We start from the raw sequence: 15,625 nt of genomic DNA on the forward strand, positions 1-15,625 counted from the left end.
AGGGACTGGCGCTACCAGTCGAGGCGTTCGACGCTGTAGCTGCCACACTCCGGGCAGACGTGGTGCTGGATGGGGAAGTCCGTCTCGCAGGCGCGACAGACGTAGGATTCGACGTCCTCTCCTGTCATGCCGAGTCGGGTGCGGAGGCCTCGCCTGACGCGATCGAACGGGGACATATATCGTTCGCGTCGAATGGGGAGGATATAATTTTTCGGGCCAGAACGTGTGTAACAACTACTTTCACTTTCACTCTGCTTGGCTCGCTGTTTTGTACCCGTGTCACGAACTGGCATCCATGGACGAGGAAGTACAGGAGGCCATGGACGCCGCGCGACTCGCGGTCGCCAGCGACGACTACGACGCCCTGGAACGGGCTGGCCTCGAACTGCTCGGTCTGGCTCGCCGCCGGAGACGGGAGACGCGCCGAGCCGACTGAGACGGCTCCCGGCGCACGCTCAGGTGAGCCCGCCCCGCGTCCCGAGCGTCACCGTTCGCTCGATGCGTTCCCCGTCCCGGAGGACGGTCGCCGTCACGACCTCGCCGGGCCGCATCTGGAGCGCGAGGTAGACCGCGTACGCCTGCTGGGTCGGAATCGGCGTCCCGTCGAGGGCGAGCAACACGTCCCCGCCGACCGGTACCCTGACGCCACCGACGCTGTTCGTCCCGGTCGCCGGCTGGAGCAGTCCCGACGACGGGCCGCCGTCGGCCACCGTGACGACCATCACACCCGAGACCCCGTCGAGGTCGTTCACTCTCGCGACCGTCGGCGTCACGTTCGTCATGCTGATACCCATCGCCGCGTGGTCGTACTCGCCGCGGTCGATGAGTTCGGGGACGACCCGTCGTATCATCGCCGCCGAGATGGCGAATGCCAGGTTCTCGCCGCCGCCAGCGTTCACACAGCCGACGACGGTCCCGTCGAGTCGAAGCAGGGGCCCGCCGGAGTTCCCGGGGTTCACCGCCACGTCGGTCTGGATGGTGTCCGCGATCTGGACGCCGTTGATGTTCGGGAGCAGCCGGTTGACCCCGGAGACGATGCCCTCCGACATCGAGCCCTCGAGGCCGTAGGGGTTCCCGATGGCGACGACCCGCGTCCCCACCGGAGGGTCCCCCGACATCACCGGGAGCGGCACGGCCGAGTCGGGTTTCTCCGCGACCGCGAGCACCGCGAGGTCGCTGAACCGGTCGGTTCCGAGGACCGTCGCCTCCGCCCAGGTGCCGTCGGAGAACTGGACCTCGACCACTTCGGCGTCGTCGACGACGTGGTGATTCGTGATGACGTGGCTCCCGTCGTACACCCAGCCCGAGCCCTGGCTCTGCCCGGTGGACAGGAAGGCCTGGACGAGCACGACGGACTCGATGGCTGACTCGTACACGTCGACGTAGCTGGCTGTCTGGCCCTGCTGGACCGACCCCTCACCGGTGACCACCACGCTGGCGTCGTTGGTCTGGTCGACCCCCTGCTCGCCGACGCGGGTCCCGGAGCAGCCAGCGAGACCGACGCTGGCGGCGACACCGGCGGCCCGGAGGAACCGGCGACGGCTGCCCTGTTTCATGTCTCTCAATTCGCGACGAACCCGGTTAAGTCACATCCCGGGGACCGCCCCGCGACCGAGCGAATGTAGCCACCTTCGCCCCCTTTTTTGTCGTGATAGTCGGTAGCTCTCGATATGGCACGGAGTGAAGGGTCTGGCACGGACCCTGCGGCTGACAGACGGAGTTCTTTCGACTACCGGAGCGACGAGGTAGCCGAGACACCGCTCCAGGCAACGCTCGACGACCGCATCGATGGGGAGGTGCGGTTCGACACGTACTCGCGCCAGCTGTACGCGACCGACGCCAGTATCTACGAGAAGACGCCCATCGGCGTGGTGTTCCCGCAGTCGACCGACGACGTGGCTGCCGTCGTGTCGCACTGCGCGGACGAGGGCATCCCGGTCCTCCCGCGAGGGGGCGGGACCTCGCTCGCCGGGCAGACGGTGAACGAGGCGGTCGTCCTCGACTTCTCGCGCTACATGGACGGCGTGGTGTCGGTCGACCCCGACGGGCAGACCGCCCGCGCCCAGCCCGGCGTCAAGCTCGGCCGACTGAACACGGAACTCGCCGAGCACGACCTGAAGTTCGCGCCGGACCCGGCGTGGGGCGACAAGTCGGTGCTCGGCGGGGCCATCGGCAACAACTCGACCGGCGCACACTCGCTGAAGTACGGCAAGACCGACGCCTACGTCGAGTCCTGCGAGGTCGTCCTCGCCGACGGGACGGTCACGGAGTTCGAGGACGTCCCGGTGGACGACCTCGACGAGTACGCCGACCCGGACGGTGACCTCGAGGAACGCATCTACGCCGAGGTCCAGCGCGTCCTCGAGGAAGAGGCCGACGAGATTCGTGAGAAGTTCCCCAAGCTGAAACGGAACGTCTCGGGGTACAACCTGAACTACCTGCTCGACCAGGCCGAGGAGGAGGGCGTCGTCAACCTCTCGAAGCTGCTGGCCGGGAGCGAGGGCACCCTCGCGGTCGTCACCGAGGCCGAGGTCTCGCTCGAACCCGTCCCGGAGACGACGGCGCTGACCATGCTGTGTTACGACGACCTCGTCGCCGCGATGGACGACCTGCCGGCCATCCTCGAACACGACGCGGCCGCGGTCGAGCTCGTCGACGACGTGTTGCTCGACCTCGCCCGCGAGCGCCCCGAGTTCGAGCAGGTCGCCGACCAGCTGCCCGCGGGGACCGAGGCGACCCTGCTCGTCGAGTTCTACGCCGACGACGAGGACCACGGCCGCGAGCAGGTTGCGGCCCTGCTCGCCGACCGCCTGGACGACTACGAGCCCGAAGGCGAGGCGACCGACGGCGGCGAGGCCGTCAGCGTCGACCAGCCCGCCCGGGCGTTCGACGCGCTGGAGGCCTACGACCCCGAGCAGATGGCGAAGATCTGGAAGCTGCGCAAGTCCGGCCTCCCGATTCTGCTCTCCCGCACGGGCGACGAGAAGCACATCGCGTTCATCGAGGACACCGCCATCCCGCCGGAGAACCTCGGTGCCTACGTCGCCGACTTCCAGGACATCCTCGACGAGCACGACACCTTCGCCAGCTTCTACGCCCACGCCGGCCCCGGCGTGCTCCACATCCGCCCGCTGGTGAACACGAAGTCGGTCGAGGGCGTCCAGACGATGTACGACATCGCCGACGAGGTGACCGACCTGGTGGTGAAGTACGACGGCTCTGTCTCGGGCGAACACGGTGACGGCCGTGCCCGCACCGAGTGGAACAAGAAACTGTACGGCGAGCACCTCTGGGGCGTGTTCCGCGACCTCAAGAGCGCGTTCGACCCGGACTGGCTGTTGAACCCGGGCCAGGTGTGTGGCGACGTGGACATGACCGAGAACCTGCGCTCGGGTCCCGACTACGAGTTCGACCTCGGCTTCGACCCCGAACTCACCTGGGACAACGAGAACGGGATGCAGGGCATGGTCGAACTCTGTCACGGCTGTGGCGGCTGCCGGGGCGACCAGGACACGACCGGTGGCGTGATGTGTCCGACCTACCGCGCCTCGGGCGAGGAGATCACGGCCACCCGCGGCCGGGCGAACATGCTCCGGCAGGCGATGAGCGGTGACCTGAGCCAGGAGGAGCAGTTCTCCGACGAGTTCAAACACGAGGTACTCGACCTCTGTATCGGCTGCAAGGGCTGCAAGAACGACTGCCCCAGCGGGGTGGACCTCGCGAAGCTCAAGGTCGAGGTCGAACACGAACGCCAGCAACGCGAGGGCGTCCCCCTGCGGAACCGCCTCTTCGCGAACATCCACGAGCTCTCGAAGCTCGGGAGCATGACCGCCCCCATCGCGAACTGGATGGCCGACTTCGGCCCCGCCCGCAAGCTCGGCGAGAAGCTGGTCGGTATCTCCGCGGACCGCACCCTCCCGACGTTCCACCGCGAGACGTTCCGTGACTGGTTCGAGTCCCGTGGTGGGTCGACGGTGCCGAAGTCGACGGCGACCCGCACGGTCCTGCTGTTCCCCGACACCCACACCAACTTCAACGACCCCGAGTCCGGCAAGGCCGCCGTCAGGGTACTCGAAGCCGCGGGCGTCCACGTCGACGTCCCCGACCTCGGCGACACCGGCCGCCCGGCGCACTCGAAGGGCGTCCTCGACAAGGCACAGGAGGCGGCCCGCGAGAACGTCGCATCGCTCGCCCCGAAGGTCCGCAAGGGCTGGGACGTGGTGCTGGTCGAGCCCTCGAACGCGGTGATGTTCCAGTCGGACTACCTCGACCTGCTCTCGGGCGAGTCGGTCGAACAGGTCGCCGAGAACACCTACGGCGTGTGTGAGTACCTCGATTCGTTCGGTCTCGACGAGTCCATCGACTTCGTGGCCCCGGACGAGTCGCTGGCCTACCACGGCCACTGCCACCAGAAGGCGACCCAGAAGGACCACCACGCGGTGGGCGTCCTCCGCCGGGCCGGCTACGCGGTCGACCCGCTGGACTCCACCTGCTGTGGGATGGCCGGGAGCTTCGGCTACGAGGCCGAACACCGCGGCATGACCGAGGCCATCGCGAACATCCTCTACGACCAGATAGACGCCAGCGAGGCCGAGCAGATCGTCGCCCCCGGCGCGTCCTGCCGGACCCAGCTGGAGGACCGCGACACGCTGGGCGACGCGGCCGAGAGCGAGGAACCGCCGACGCCCATCCAGCTCGTCGAGCAGGCACTGGCCTGAGATAGCGGTCCGGGAGGACCGACGATAGCGGTCCGACAGGACCGACCTACCGGTCGACGAGGAACCGGCGCAGGCTCTCGCGCGGGCTGAACCCGACACCCTCGACGACCGTGATATCGAATCCCTTCTCGTCGGCGAGGTCGGCCAGCACGTCCCGGAGCGACGCCACCTCGACCGGGGCGTGGATACGGTAGCCGTAGGGCGGTCCGTCACCGGTGTCGATGGCGAGCTTCGGCCGGCCGAAGCGCCCACCGTCGTACAGCCGGACCGACTCGATATCCTCGTAGGAGAGCGAGACGTGTCGCTCGGCATGGTCGAGGACAGCAGTGGGACCCTCGTCGGCACACCGCTGGGCCATCTCCCGGGCACGTTTCCGGTGCCCGCCCGTGACCAGCCCGAACATGGGCGTCACGGTCGCGTACTCGCCGATCTCCACCGAGTCGTCGGTGAACAGCACGTCGGCGATTCGCAGCGGCGTCGTGCCGGCCATGCAGTGGTGGACGTGGACGTGGACGGTGGTCATCGGCCCTCACCCGCAACCGACCGGCGGAGGACGAGCGCGCCGCCGGCGACGAACAGCGCCCCGGCGACCTGGTTCCCGGTGAGGACGGCGTAGCCACCCGCACCCATTCCGACGAGTCCGGCGAGGAAGAGCACGCGCGAGCCGGTCGTCTGCAGGCCGGTCGCTCCCTCGCCGACGTAGGACTCGGCGGCGTAGGTGCAGACCATCACCGCGAGTGCGACGGCGACGATGGGCGTCCGGACGGGTTCACCGAGCCCCCGGGCGAGGACGATAGCGACGAGACCGGCGAGGTAGAGCACGAGTCGGGCCCGGGTGAGCTGGTGGGCGACCCGGTCGAATCGCCCGCCTGCCGTCGCCGACATCGTCACGAGAACAGCCCGTCCGCCTCCCCGGCGTTCTCGACGGTCTCCTCGGCGCGCCACTTCGCCTTGGCCGACGCCGACATCACGTACACCTGGGTGATGGCGAGCACGACGAACAGCGCCAGCCCGCCGGGGGCACTGCCGGTCACGCCGATGGTCACCCGGAACACCGAGAGGCCGAGCAACTGCTCGAAGGTGTTGCCCACGAGCAGCACCGAGAAGTACCCGAAGAAGGCGGTCGCCCACCACATCGCGATGATGCGCGGCCAGCCCGGCTGGGTGTGTTCGGGCAGTCGCCGGGTGTTGATGAGCAGCGTGAGCGCGGTGTACGGCCACATCATCGCCCCGGACATCGCAGCCGCCGTCAGCAGCAGGCCGAACGGCTGTTCGATGGGGATCGGGAGCGTGAGGATGAGGATGCCCCAGCCGGCGAACGCGGTGAGCAGGTACCAGAAGATGCGCGGGAGGCTCCAGCCGCGTTCCCGACCGACCGACTCGTAGATGACGTCGGCGCTGTTGCGGACGACGGACTCCACGATGGCGTACTCCGTCGTGAACAGGGCGAGGAAGAGGACGCCGTACAGGAGCGCCCCCGCCAGCGGTGGGAGGTTCGGTGCGACACCGGTGAGCCACATCTCCACGCCGCCGGCGTCCGTCGCCGTCACGTAGGTCGCCGCGATGGCCATCATCGCCGTCGCGGTCACCAGCACGCCGAGGACGAACGTCACGAGGTGTTCGAGTTGGGCGAGTCGCCACCAGCCGCGCCACCGGCGCATGTTCTCGACGGTCGCCTCGAAGGAGAAGCCGTCGCGGTGGATTATTTCCGGTTCGTCGCCGACGATGGGGTTGAGCACGCGGCCCTGGTAGCGGCCCATACCGTACCCCTTCTCGCGGACCCACAGCGACTGGGAGAGGTTGAGATAGCCGCCTGCGCCCGCGTACGCGAGGCCGCCGAGGAACACCGCGACGTCCTCGTCGGCCGGGAGCGTCCCGATGCTCACCGCGCCGAGCGGGATGTTCGTGAGTTCGCCCGGGTCGCCGACCAGGACGAACAGGCCCATCGCGCACAGGACCGACGAGGCGACGAGGACCGCGGTGACGCGTTCGACCACGTTGTACATCAGCGGTGTGAGCTGGTAGGAGCCCCAGATGAGCAGCATCAACAGGATGCCGTAGGCCTTCCAGCCGAGGAAGTCGTAGCCGAACAGCGTGAACGTGGATTCGATACCGAGGCCGGTCGCCCCGACCTTCGCGGCCGTCGCCGCCCACCCCGGCCAGCCGAAGCTGACGAACCCGAGTATCAGGAAGAGGATGGGCCAGCCCCGGTGGACGCGCTCGAACGCCCGGAAGATACTCTCGCCGGTCGCGAGCGTCCAGCGCTGTATCTCGGTGTTGATGACGAAGTGCGTGAGGACGCCGACCCAGAACGCCCAGTAGATGCTCCAGCCGTTCTGGGCGACGAGCAGGGGCCAGAAGATGGTCTCCCCGCTCCCGAGCGAGGCCCCGAGCATGATGGCACTCGGGCCGAGGACGTGGGTCAGCTTCGGGACGCGAGGCAGGTCCACGAGCCGATACGAGTCGCCCTCACCCGGGTCCGGGTGTTCCTCGTCTTCGGGGGCGACCTCGAGATTGTCGTACGCGGTCGGGGCGTACGCGGAGGCCCGGTACTCGCGGCCCTCCTCCGGCGATGCGTACACCTCCGGCTCCTCGTCGACGGCCGCATCTACAGCCTCTTGCTCACGTTCCATCGCCATCTGTCTGTTACCCGGTCCCGGCCGTGCCTACCCCCACGGGGACCCTGCTACCACGTGCCGTGTCTATCCAGTAGACTGGATGCCGACGGTTTATATCTATCCGTCGGGAGCAGCGAATCTCCGGCCCGTGGCCGGAATCGTGGGGTCATCCCCCGAGGAAGTGCCAGATGTGCCCGCGCTCTTCCGGCGGGTCGACGCCCGGAAGTTGCTTGAGCGCCGGCTGGATGGCGTTCCACCAGCCGTCCGCGGTCTGGAACTCGGCCGGGTGTTCGGGGAAGACGTCCTGGAGGAAATCGCCCTTCTTCGCGCTCGGGTTCTCCGTGAGATAGTCGTAGGCGGCCAGCACCGCGTCCTGTCGTGCCTTCGCGGTGCTCCCCGTTCCGGGAATGTCGACGTCCTCGACCGCGCGCTGGACCGCTGGGGGGTACTCCGCCAGCGGGTCGTCGGCGGCGGGCTGTTCCGCTATAGAGTCTTGTCCGCGTGCACGCGTGCTCGTTTCGAGGGGCTCGTCGACAGCGTCGACCCGAAGCGGCCGCCACCAGACCCGCCCCCGTGCACCGACCTTTCGCGTTTCGAGGTCGCCGCGCTCGACGAGTTCGTTGAGCTTGTTGTGGACGGTCCGGCGCGAGCAGTCCAGCTCTTCGAGTACGTCGCTCGCCGTGAGCGGGCGCGCCCGATCGTCCTGTTCCTCGAACACGTCGAGTGCGGCTTCGAGCGGGATGCGGTCGGAGAACTGGCCGTCGTCGTTCCGGTCCCGCTCCCGCGCGCCACCCTCGGATGCCATGCTATACCGTGGTGCATACCCCCGTATAAGCCTTTACACACGAGTGAACTACCGTTGCAGTCGTGTGAAGCCGCCGTTACATACGTGTGAGTTCGACTCATGGTACCAGTGCACACGACTAAACGGTGCGTTTTCCATCCGGTCAGCCACGGTGATAACCGACAAAATCGCAGTACGTGACCGTTTCAGTCGTGTGAACATTCGATTCAGTCGACTGAATCCTCCGTCGAGCTCCTGGCGTCGCGTGCGAAGGACCAGAGTAATGGTCACAGAACAGACCAACCGAGCGACAGAGACACACAGAACAGCCATTTCAAGGCCCGAAACGCAAGAATAACGCCGTCTACCCCACACCTTAAATAGTAATAACAATTACTACTTGGGAAACCTATTTATACCCTTGTTCGTATGCTTGTTCCATGCCAGAAGACGGCAACAACAGTGGTAGCACGGTGCACAGACGGCGGTACCTGCAGGCACTCGGTACCGGGGCAGTCGCAGCGTTCGCTGGCTGTGCGGACACGAGCGATCCCGACACCAGCGGCGGTGGTGGTGGGAACGGTAACAACGGCGGCACGCAGGGTGGCACGCAGTCCAGTGGGGAGGACATGTCGTTCAAGGTGGGTGTGATCACCTCGCAGTCCGGCTCGTACTCCTTCCTCGGGCAGGGCGAAGTACAGGGCGCGAAGCTCGCGAAGGCCGACCTCGAAGACGAGTTCGGCGTCGACATCGAGCTCGTCACGGCGGACACCGAGACCGACCCAGGGACCGGTCTCGAACGCATGAAGCGCCTCGTCAACGAGGACCAGGTCGACTTCACGCTCGGTGGGGTCTCCTCCTCGGTCGCCATCAAGATGGGTAACTGGGCGTCGGACAACGGCGTCGCGTACATGGCAGCCGGGTCGCACTCCGACGCGACGACGGGTGGCAAGTGCGCCTCGAACATGTTCCGCCCGACGTGTTCGAACTCCATGCTGGCGAACGCGCTCGGCACCCAGATGGCGGACTACGCCGACTCGTGGTTCGTCATGTTCGCGGACTACACGTGGGGCCAGACCGGTGCGAAGGCCATCAAGAACGCCCTGAAGGCCAACGGGGCGACCATCGAGGGCGAGGTCGGCACGCCGTTCCCCTCGCAGGACTACACGCAGTACCTCAACGAGGCGGCGAACTCCGGCGCGGACGGCCTCGCGGTCGTCATCGCCGGGACCGACCAGCGCATCGTCACCAAACAGTTCCTCAACAAGGGCATGGACGAGGACATGAAGATGGCCGGGCCGCTGTTCGAGGAGTCCGTCTTCTGGGGCATCGGGAAGGAGGCCGCCTCGGCCGCCGGCCTGTGGGCCACGCCGTGGGCCGCGTCCTCACCGACGACCGACCTCGGCGAGAGCGTGAAGCAGCGCATCGCCAGCGAGTTCGGCGCGTCGCCGTTCTCCCGGCACTTCATGGGCTACACCTCGATGGACCAGCTCACCCGCGCGGCCATCCGCGCCGGCTCGAAGGACGCCGCCGACATCCGTGGCGCACTCGAGGGCCACGAACTCGAGCACAAGCTCAAGCAGGGCAAGATGTACTTCCGGGCCGACGACCACCAGCTCATCCAGCCGGTGTCGACGGTCCAGGCCAGGGAGCAGTCCGAGATGCAGGACGACCCCTACAAGAGCTGGTTCAAGCACACGAGCAAGACGCCCGGTGACGAGGTCGCCCGCGAGCCCAGCGAGACGGGCTGCAGCCTGTAGCGTCGCCGACCCATCACCAACCACACTATCTAGAGAGAGTACGCAGGAATGACCGAAACACCACAATCAGGTGTCGTCGAACGTCTCAGGGAGGAGGCACTCGCCTCGCCCCGGCTCGCCGCGACAGCGGCCGTGCTGGCGGTCCTCCTCGGAATCGCGTTCGTGACCAACCCCGGCCTGTTCGTCGACCAGGCCATCAGCGGCCTCGTCTACGGGATGATACTGGTCCTCATCGCGCTGGGCCTGTCGCTCATCCTCGGACTGATGAACGTCGTGAACTTCGCCCACGGGGCGCTGTTCATGCTGGGGGCGTACCTCGCCTACCAGCTCGTCGCCGTGATGAACCTCCCGTTCTTCGCGGCGCTAATCGTCGCCCCGCTGCTCGTCGGCGTCGTCGGCGCGGCTATCGAACTGCTCGCGCTGCGTCGGCTGTACGGCCAGGAACCCATCGTCGGCCTGCTGGCGACGTTCGGGCTCACCCTGATGCTCCAGGAGTGGATCCGCTACCAGTGGGGGTCGACCCCGCTGTCGATGGAGATTCCGGCGTCGCTCTCGACGACGACGAACCTGGGCGTCACGAGCGTCAGCACGTTCCGGCTGTTCACCGTGGCGGTGTCGACGGTCGCCATCGTGTTCGTCTACTACCTCGTGACGAACACCGACTTCGGGCTGACCGTCCGGGCGGGCGTCCAGGACGCCGAGATGACCGAGATACTCGGCGCGAACCTGCCCATCCGGTTCACCGCGACGTTCATCCTCGGGGCCAGCATCGCCGGCCTCGGCGGTGTCCTCCGCGGGGCGGAGGTCGGCCTCCAGCCGGACATGGGCATCTCCTTCATCATCATGACGTTCATCGTCGTGGTGGTCGGCGGCGTCGGCTCCATCTTCGGGAGCGTCGTCGCCGGGTTGCTCATCGGGTGGGCCATCTTGCTCACCAAGCCCGTCCTCAAGGGCCTTAGTGAGGTGACCCAGCCCGTCGTCCAGCCGGTCGTCGATGCGGCCGGCCTCGGCATGACCATCGGGCCCGAGTGGCTCGTCATCCCGAGCGTCGGCGGGCTCGTCCCGTTCGTCGTGATGATCGTCGTATTGCTCGCCAGACCGCGCGGCCTGTTCGGCACGGAGGGGTTCCTCGAATGAGCGACGACGCGCCCGACCTCGCCTCCGACGGCGAAGGTTACGGGACCGGCATGGGCGAGGCCACCGACAGGAGCCTCCTCTGGGAGTTCCGTATCCCGCTCGCGCTCATCGCGCTGGTGTTCGTCCTCCGGCCGGTCGTGGCCCACGAGTGGGTACTGGGCTACGGCAACATCGCGACGACCATCCTCATCTGGATGATATTCGTCGCCGGGTTCAACCTGCTGCTGGGGTTCACCGGCGTGCTCTCGTTCGGGCACGCGATGTTCCTCGGTATCGGGATGTACTCGACGGCCATCGGGCTCTCGAAGTTCGGCATCCCGTGGTTCCTCGGGACCGTCATCGGCCTCGTCGCAACCGCCGCGGTCGCGTTCGGCATCGGGAAGATCATCGCCGAGAAGGGCGAAATATACTTCGCGATGCTCACCATCGCGTTCGGGGAGGCGTTCTACTACGTCGTCAACCAGAACCCCGGCGGGCTCACGGAGGGGTCGGACGGCATCTCCAGTAACACCCTGCCGGCGTGGATACTCGCGGACCGGGGCGACAAGTTCGTCTCGTTCGTTGGTATCCCCGACTTCGACTGGTACTGGCTCGTCGCGATATTCTTCGTCGTGGCGACGGTCGGCCTCTGGCAGCTGCTCCGGTCGCCGTTCGGCCGGACGCTCCGGGCCATCCGCGAGAACGAGGAACTCGCCCGCGCCATGGGTATCGACACGACGCGCTACAAGGTGTACGCGTTCACCATCTCGGCGCTGTTCGCCTCGCTGGCGGGCTCGCTGCTCGAGATCAACGACCAGGGTGCGGTCCTGGAGACGTTCCACTGGACGACCTCCGGCGACGCCGTCCTGATGTCGGTGCTCGGCGGGATGAACTACTTCGCCGGGCCGTTCGCCGGCGTGTTCGTCTGGCTGGGGAGCGAGGACTACCTGACCGACTTCGAGCTGTTGCAGCTCCCGCTGTCGGAGTTCGCGCTCGTCACCCTGAACGTCGAACCGTACATGGAGCACTGGAAGTTCCTGCTCGGCCTGCTGTTCGTGCTCATCATCCTCTCCTCGCCCCGCGAGGGCTGTGGGGTGGCCTGAAGGGCGCGAGCCAGCGGATCGCGGGCCGCCTCACCGGAGGTGACACCGAATGAGTACCAAAGAAGCATCCACGACCACCGCCGAACCGACAGACACCGTCGCCTTGCGGACCGAAGAACTGACCAAGGCGTTCGGGGAGCTGTACGCCAACGAGGACGTCTCGTTGGCCATCCCCGAGGGCGAACTGCGCGCCATCATCGGTCCCAACGGGGCCGGGAAGACGACCTTCTTCAACCAGGTCATGGGCGTGCTCGAACCGACGAGCGGGTCGGTGGAGCTCTACGGCGAGGACATCACGGGCCTCCCCGAGCACCGCCGCGCCCACGTCGGCATCGCCCGGTCGTTCCAGTCGAACCAGCTGTTCACCGACGCGACCGTGCTGGAGAACGTCCGCATCGTCGTGCAGACGGCGGAGGCGGGCGAGTTCAGCCTCGACCTGCTCGGACGGGGCCAGTCGGTCGGCCTGAAACGGGCCCGGTCGCTCCTGCGTCGCCTCGGCCTGGACCACGTCGCGGACACCACGGCGAAGAACCTGAGTCACGGCGACCAGCGCCTGCTCGGCATCGCCATGGCGCTCGCGACCGACCCCGACGTGTTGTTGCTGGACGAGCCCACCTCGGGCATGAGTCCCAGCGCGACCACCGAGACCGCCGAGCTCATCCAGGACATCCACGAGGAGTTCGACCTGACGATGCTGCTCATCGAACACGACATGGACGTCGTCCTCTCCATCAGCGACCGGGTCACCGTGTTGAACCGCGGCGAGGAGCTCGCGACCGGCACGCCCGCAGAGGTCCAGGAGAACCAGGCCGTCCAGGACGCCTACCTCGGCGGCGTCAGGGAGGAACTATGAGCGCGGACAGTCCTGCAGACCCCATCGACGCCACCGACCGTCGCCCGGGTGAGGACCCGCTGCTCAGCATCGACTCGCTGGAAGCCGGCTACGAGACCGGGCAGGTCCTGTTCGGTGTCGACATGGAGGTGTACGAGGGTGAGCGCGTCTCGCTGCTCGGCCGCAACGGGGCCGGCAAGACCACGACGATGCGCTCGGTCATCGGGACCGAGGTGCCCGACGTTCGGTCGGGGTCCATCCGGTTCCGCGGTGAGGAACTGGTCGGGAAGGCCCCCTACGAGGTCGCAGCCACGGGGGTAAGCCTCGTCCCGGAGGACCGCCGGTGCTTCCCGGCGCTCACCGTCGAGGAGAACATCCAGATGGCCATCAACCACGCGCCGAACCCGCGTGGCCGCGAGGAGATCCTGGAGTCGTTCCCCGAGTTGCAGGACATGCGGACGAAACACGCCCGGAACATGAGCGGGGGCGAACAGCAGATGCTCGCCATCGCCCGGGCGCTCGCGTCGAACCCCGAGATGATGCTGCTCGACGAGCCATCGGAGGGCCTCGCGCCCTACATCGTCCGGCGCATCGAGGACATCATCACGGACATCAACGAGGAGGAGGGTATCACCGTCCTCTTCGTCGAACAGAACGTCGGGATGGCGATGGCGGTCGCAGACCGTCACTACATCCTGGACGAGGGCCACATCGTCGAGGAGGTGACGACCGACGCACTGCGCGAAGACGAAGCGCTCCGCCAGCGCTACCTCGGCGTCTGAGCGAGCCACCACTGCAGGCATCCCACTGCAGGCATCCCACGATTCCCACACCCTTCTTTCGAGGGTCCACGTTCCAGCCAGCGGCGGCGCATTCGCCGTGCACAGCCCCAGTGACGCTTTTGGTACGTCACGTAGTAGTCACACGTGGACGCACGTCACACGCTCCATGGTTGACAGCACGCGTGCGTCCATCCCCGTACTTCTTCGACACCTGCACCCGAAACCGTGAGTTTCACGCTGGCCCAGCCGTAGGTCCGTGTATGGGAGAACATTCGACGACCGCCCTCGACCGCGAGGAGACGATGTTGGCCGGGCTGACGGTCGCGTTCGGCGTCATCGTCCCCGGAACCCTCAAGTACATGCTGACCGCGGCGGGCTACCCGTTCATCGGGACGGTCGCGTGGGCATGCGGGTTCGGCGGCGTCGCGCTCGCCTTCTGGTTCCGCTGGATTCGCCCCCTCGACCTCACCGGGCCAGAGTAGCCACGTTTCGTTAGCATTAAGGCCGCTTCGTCGGGAGTATCGACCAAGGATGACCGCGCTCCCACTACAGATAATCGACAACTTCCTGCTCCAGTACAACGTCGGGCAGGCGCTCCTGGCAGCGTTCATTCTCTCCGTCGTCGGGGCGCTCCCGCTGAAATCTGCCAAGATAATCGGCATCAACGTCGTCGCGTTCGGCGCGATCTTCGTGCTGACGCCGGCGAGCCTTGCACCTGTCGAGTACACGTTCCTCGGAGTCGGACTGCTCGTGCTCGGCCCGATGATCCTGTTCAGTTCCAAGTAGAACCGCTTCAGACCAGTTCGTCGTACTGCGCACCCGTCTGTTTCAACGTCTCCGTCGAGTAGAGCCGCTCGTGCTCGAACGGGAGGTACTCGCTCGCGAGTTCGTCCACCTTCTCGTCGACGGCCTCTGCTTCGCGCCCGTGAATCATCGTGAACAGGTTGTACGACCAGTCGTGCTCGGGGCGGCGCGGCCGGTGGTAACACAGCGTCACGTAGGGGAGTTCGCCGACTGCCAGCCCGCGCTCGTCGAGTTCGTCGTCGGGAACGTTCCAGACGACCATGCAGTTGTTCGAGAACCCGGTGACGACGTGGTTGACGATGCAGCCGATGCGCTTGATGCAGCCGTTCTCTCCGAGCCGCTCGATGGCCGCGAGCACGTCCTCGACCTCGACCGAGAGGTCGGCCGCGAGGTCACGGTAGGGGGTCTCTGAGAGCGGGAAACCGTCCTGGATGGCGAGCAGGAGGTCGCCCTCGAAGGGGGTGAGGTCTCCCCTCGCGCTCTCGGAGATGCGGGTCGCGGCGACCTCGGTCGACTCCAGGCTCTCGCGAGCGAAGCGGTCCGAGTTCACGACCGGGAACTCCAGGTCGATGTAGTAGTCGGTGAGCATCGGGAGGTTCAGCACCGCACACCCCGTCCGTTCCTCTATCTCGGTGAGGATTCTGTCGCGGGTCTCGCGGGAGCCGGCGGTCACGACGAACCACATGTTCCACTCGTGTTCGCGGCGGTAGTTGTGGTTCACCTGCCGGTAGCCGTTGATGACCCCGGCGACCTCGTCGAACCGGTCCTCGGGGGCCTTGACAGCGGCCAGCGTCGAGGAGCCGATGACGGGCGGGTTCAGCACCGGGCCGAACCGGCGGAACACCCCCGACTCCCGGAGGTGTGTCACGCGCTCGAACGCTTCGGCCGCGGTGACGCCGAGGTCGTCCCCGACGACCTCGAAGGGGTCGGCCGTCACCGGGAAGCCAGACTGGTACTCGTCGATGAGGCGAGCGTCCACGTCGTCGAGGCTCGCTCGCCAGTCACCCGACTGCGTGTTCATCGCCGGTGCTAGGGAGTTCGGGAGGGTAGGTGTTTCGAACGGCGACGTCCACGCCGAACCGGGCAGCCGGCTGCATGAACTGCCATG

The 15,625-nt window shown here is 66.8% G+C and carries 16 protein-coding genes; 9 read left to right on the plus strand and 7 right to left on the minus strand.

The annotated features are described in order from the left end of the window. Positions 1-11: 11 nt before the first annotated feature. Positions 12-176 carry a hypothetical protein gene (locus N6C22_RS17435; RefSeq protein ID WP_261652404.1) on the minus strand — a complete coding sequence of 55 codons (165 nt, stop codon included), beginning with the start codon at positions 174-176 and terminating at the stop codon, positions 12-14. A 119-nt stretch (positions 177-295) separates the two neighbouring features. Between N6C22_RS17435 and N6C22_RS17440 the strand changes: the two genes are divergently transcribed. Beyond that, entirely contained in the window at positions 296-436 is a 141-nt protein-coding gene (locus tag N6C22_RS17440) for a hypothetical protein (RefSeq protein WP_261652405.1), read from the plus strand. Between the two features lie 19 nt (positions 437-455). On the opposite strand, the gene N6C22_RS17445 is transcribed toward N6C22_RS17440, so the two are convergent. Further along, a complete protein-coding gene (locus N6C22_RS17445) occupies positions 456-1,556 on the minus strand; it encodes a S1C family serine protease (protein WP_261652406.1) in 1,101 nt (366 codons plus the stop codon). 114 nt (positions 1,557-1,670) lie between these two features. On the opposite strand from N6C22_RS17445, the gene N6C22_RS17450 reads away from it, so the two are divergent. Then, complete coding sequence (locus N6C22_RS17450; protein ID WP_261652407.1) at positions 1,671-4,718, plus strand: FAD-binding and (Fe-S)-binding domain-containing protein; 3,048 nt, start codon at positions 1,671-1,673, stop codon at positions 4,716-4,718. Between the two features lie 46 nt (positions 4,719-4,764). On the opposite strand, the gene N6C22_RS17455 is transcribed toward N6C22_RS17450, so the two are convergent. The 4 genes from N6C22_RS17455 to N6C22_RS17470 form a co-directional block, all read right to left on the minus strand. After that, positions 4,765-5,241, minus strand: coding sequence for a hypothetical protein (locus N6C22_RS17455; RefSeq protein ID WP_261652408.1), 477 nt, complete (start codon positions 5,239-5,241; stop codon positions 4,765-4,767). Next, positions 5,238-5,603 carry a hypothetical protein gene (locus tag N6C22_RS17460; RefSeq protein ID WP_261652409.1) on the minus strand — a complete coding sequence of 122 codons (366 nt, stop codon included), beginning with the start codon at positions 5,601-5,603 and terminating at the stop codon, positions 5,238-5,240. Before N6C22_RS17460 ends, N6C22_RS17455 begins: the two co-directional genes overlap by 4 nt. A gap of 2 nt (positions 5,604-5,605) precedes the next feature. Next, a complete protein-coding gene (locus N6C22_RS17465) occupies positions 5,606-7,357 on the minus strand; it encodes an Nramp family divalent metal transporter (RefSeq protein WP_261652410.1) in 1,752 nt (583 codons plus the stop codon). Positions 7,358-7,502: 145 nt separating this feature from the next. Further along, positions 7,503-8,141, minus strand: a complete 639-nt coding sequence (locus N6C22_RS17470) for a helix-turn-helix domain-containing protein (protein ID WP_261652411.1) — start codon at positions 8,139-8,141, stop codon at positions 7,503-7,505. 419 nt (positions 8,142-8,560) lie between these two features. Between N6C22_RS17470 and N6C22_RS17475 the strand changes: the two genes are divergently transcribed. The 7 genes from N6C22_RS17475 (at position 8,561) to N6C22_RS17505 (ending at position 14,499) form a co-directional block, all read left to right on the plus strand. Further along, positions 8,561-9,880, plus strand: coding sequence for an ABC transporter substrate-binding protein (locus N6C22_RS17475; RefSeq protein WP_261652412.1), 1,320 nt, complete (start codon positions 8,561-8,563; stop codon positions 9,878-9,880). Positions 9,881-9,928: 48 nt separating this feature from the next. Further along, on the plus strand, positions 9,929-11,017 hold the full coding sequence (locus N6C22_RS17480; protein ID WP_261652413.1) for a branched-chain amino acid ABC transporter permease: 1,089 nt from the start codon (positions 9,929-9,931) through the stop codon (positions 11,015-11,017). Further along, the gene (locus tag N6C22_RS17485) at positions 11,014-12,099 is read left to right on the plus strand and encodes a branched-chain amino acid ABC transporter permease (protein WP_261652414.1); all 1,086 of its coding nucleotides are present in this window, start codon (positions 11,014-11,016) and stop codon (positions 12,097-12,099) included. The genes N6C22_RS17480 and N6C22_RS17485 overlap by 4 nt, the downstream gene beginning before the upstream one ends. Positions 12,100-12,148: 49 nt before the next feature. Beyond that, the gene (locus tag N6C22_RS17490; protein WP_261652415.1) at positions 12,149-12,952 is read left to right on the plus strand and encodes an ABC transporter ATP-binding protein; all 804 of its coding nucleotides are present in this window, start codon (positions 12,149-12,151) and stop codon (positions 12,950-12,952) included. After that, positions 12,949-13,713 carry an ABC transporter ATP-binding protein gene (locus N6C22_RS17495; RefSeq protein WP_261652417.1) on the plus strand — a complete coding sequence of 255 codons (765 nt, stop codon included), beginning with the start codon at positions 12,949-12,951 and terminating at the stop codon, positions 13,711-13,713. Before N6C22_RS17490 ends, N6C22_RS17495 begins: the two co-directional genes overlap by 4 nt. A 260-nt stretch (positions 13,714-13,973) precedes the next feature. Further along, positions 13,974-14,195 carry a hypothetical protein gene (locus N6C22_RS17500; RefSeq protein ID WP_261652418.1) on the plus strand — a complete coding sequence of 74 codons (222 nt, stop codon included), beginning with the start codon at positions 13,974-13,976 and terminating at the stop codon, positions 14,193-14,195. Between the two features lie 49 nt (positions 14,196-14,244). Further along, positions 14,245-14,499, plus strand: a complete 255-nt coding sequence (locus N6C22_RS17505; protein ID WP_261652419.1) for a hypothetical protein — start codon at positions 14,245-14,247, stop codon at positions 14,497-14,499. A gap of 7 nt (positions 14,500-14,506) precedes the next feature. On the opposite strand, the gene N6C22_RS17510 is transcribed toward N6C22_RS17505, so the two are convergent. Then, positions 14,507-15,538: an Lrp/AsnC family transcriptional regulator gene (locus tag N6C22_RS17510; RefSeq protein WP_261652420.1), complete on the minus strand. Its 1,032-nt coding sequence runs from the start codon at positions 15,536-15,538 to the stop codon at positions 14,507-14,509. Between the last annotated feature and the right edge of the window lie 87 nt (positions 15,539-15,625).

The sequence above is a fragment of the Haloarchaeobius sp. HME9146 genome, assembly GCF_025399835.1.
GTDB lineage: Archaea > Halobacteriota > Halobacteria > Halobacteriales > Natrialbaceae > Haloarchaeobius.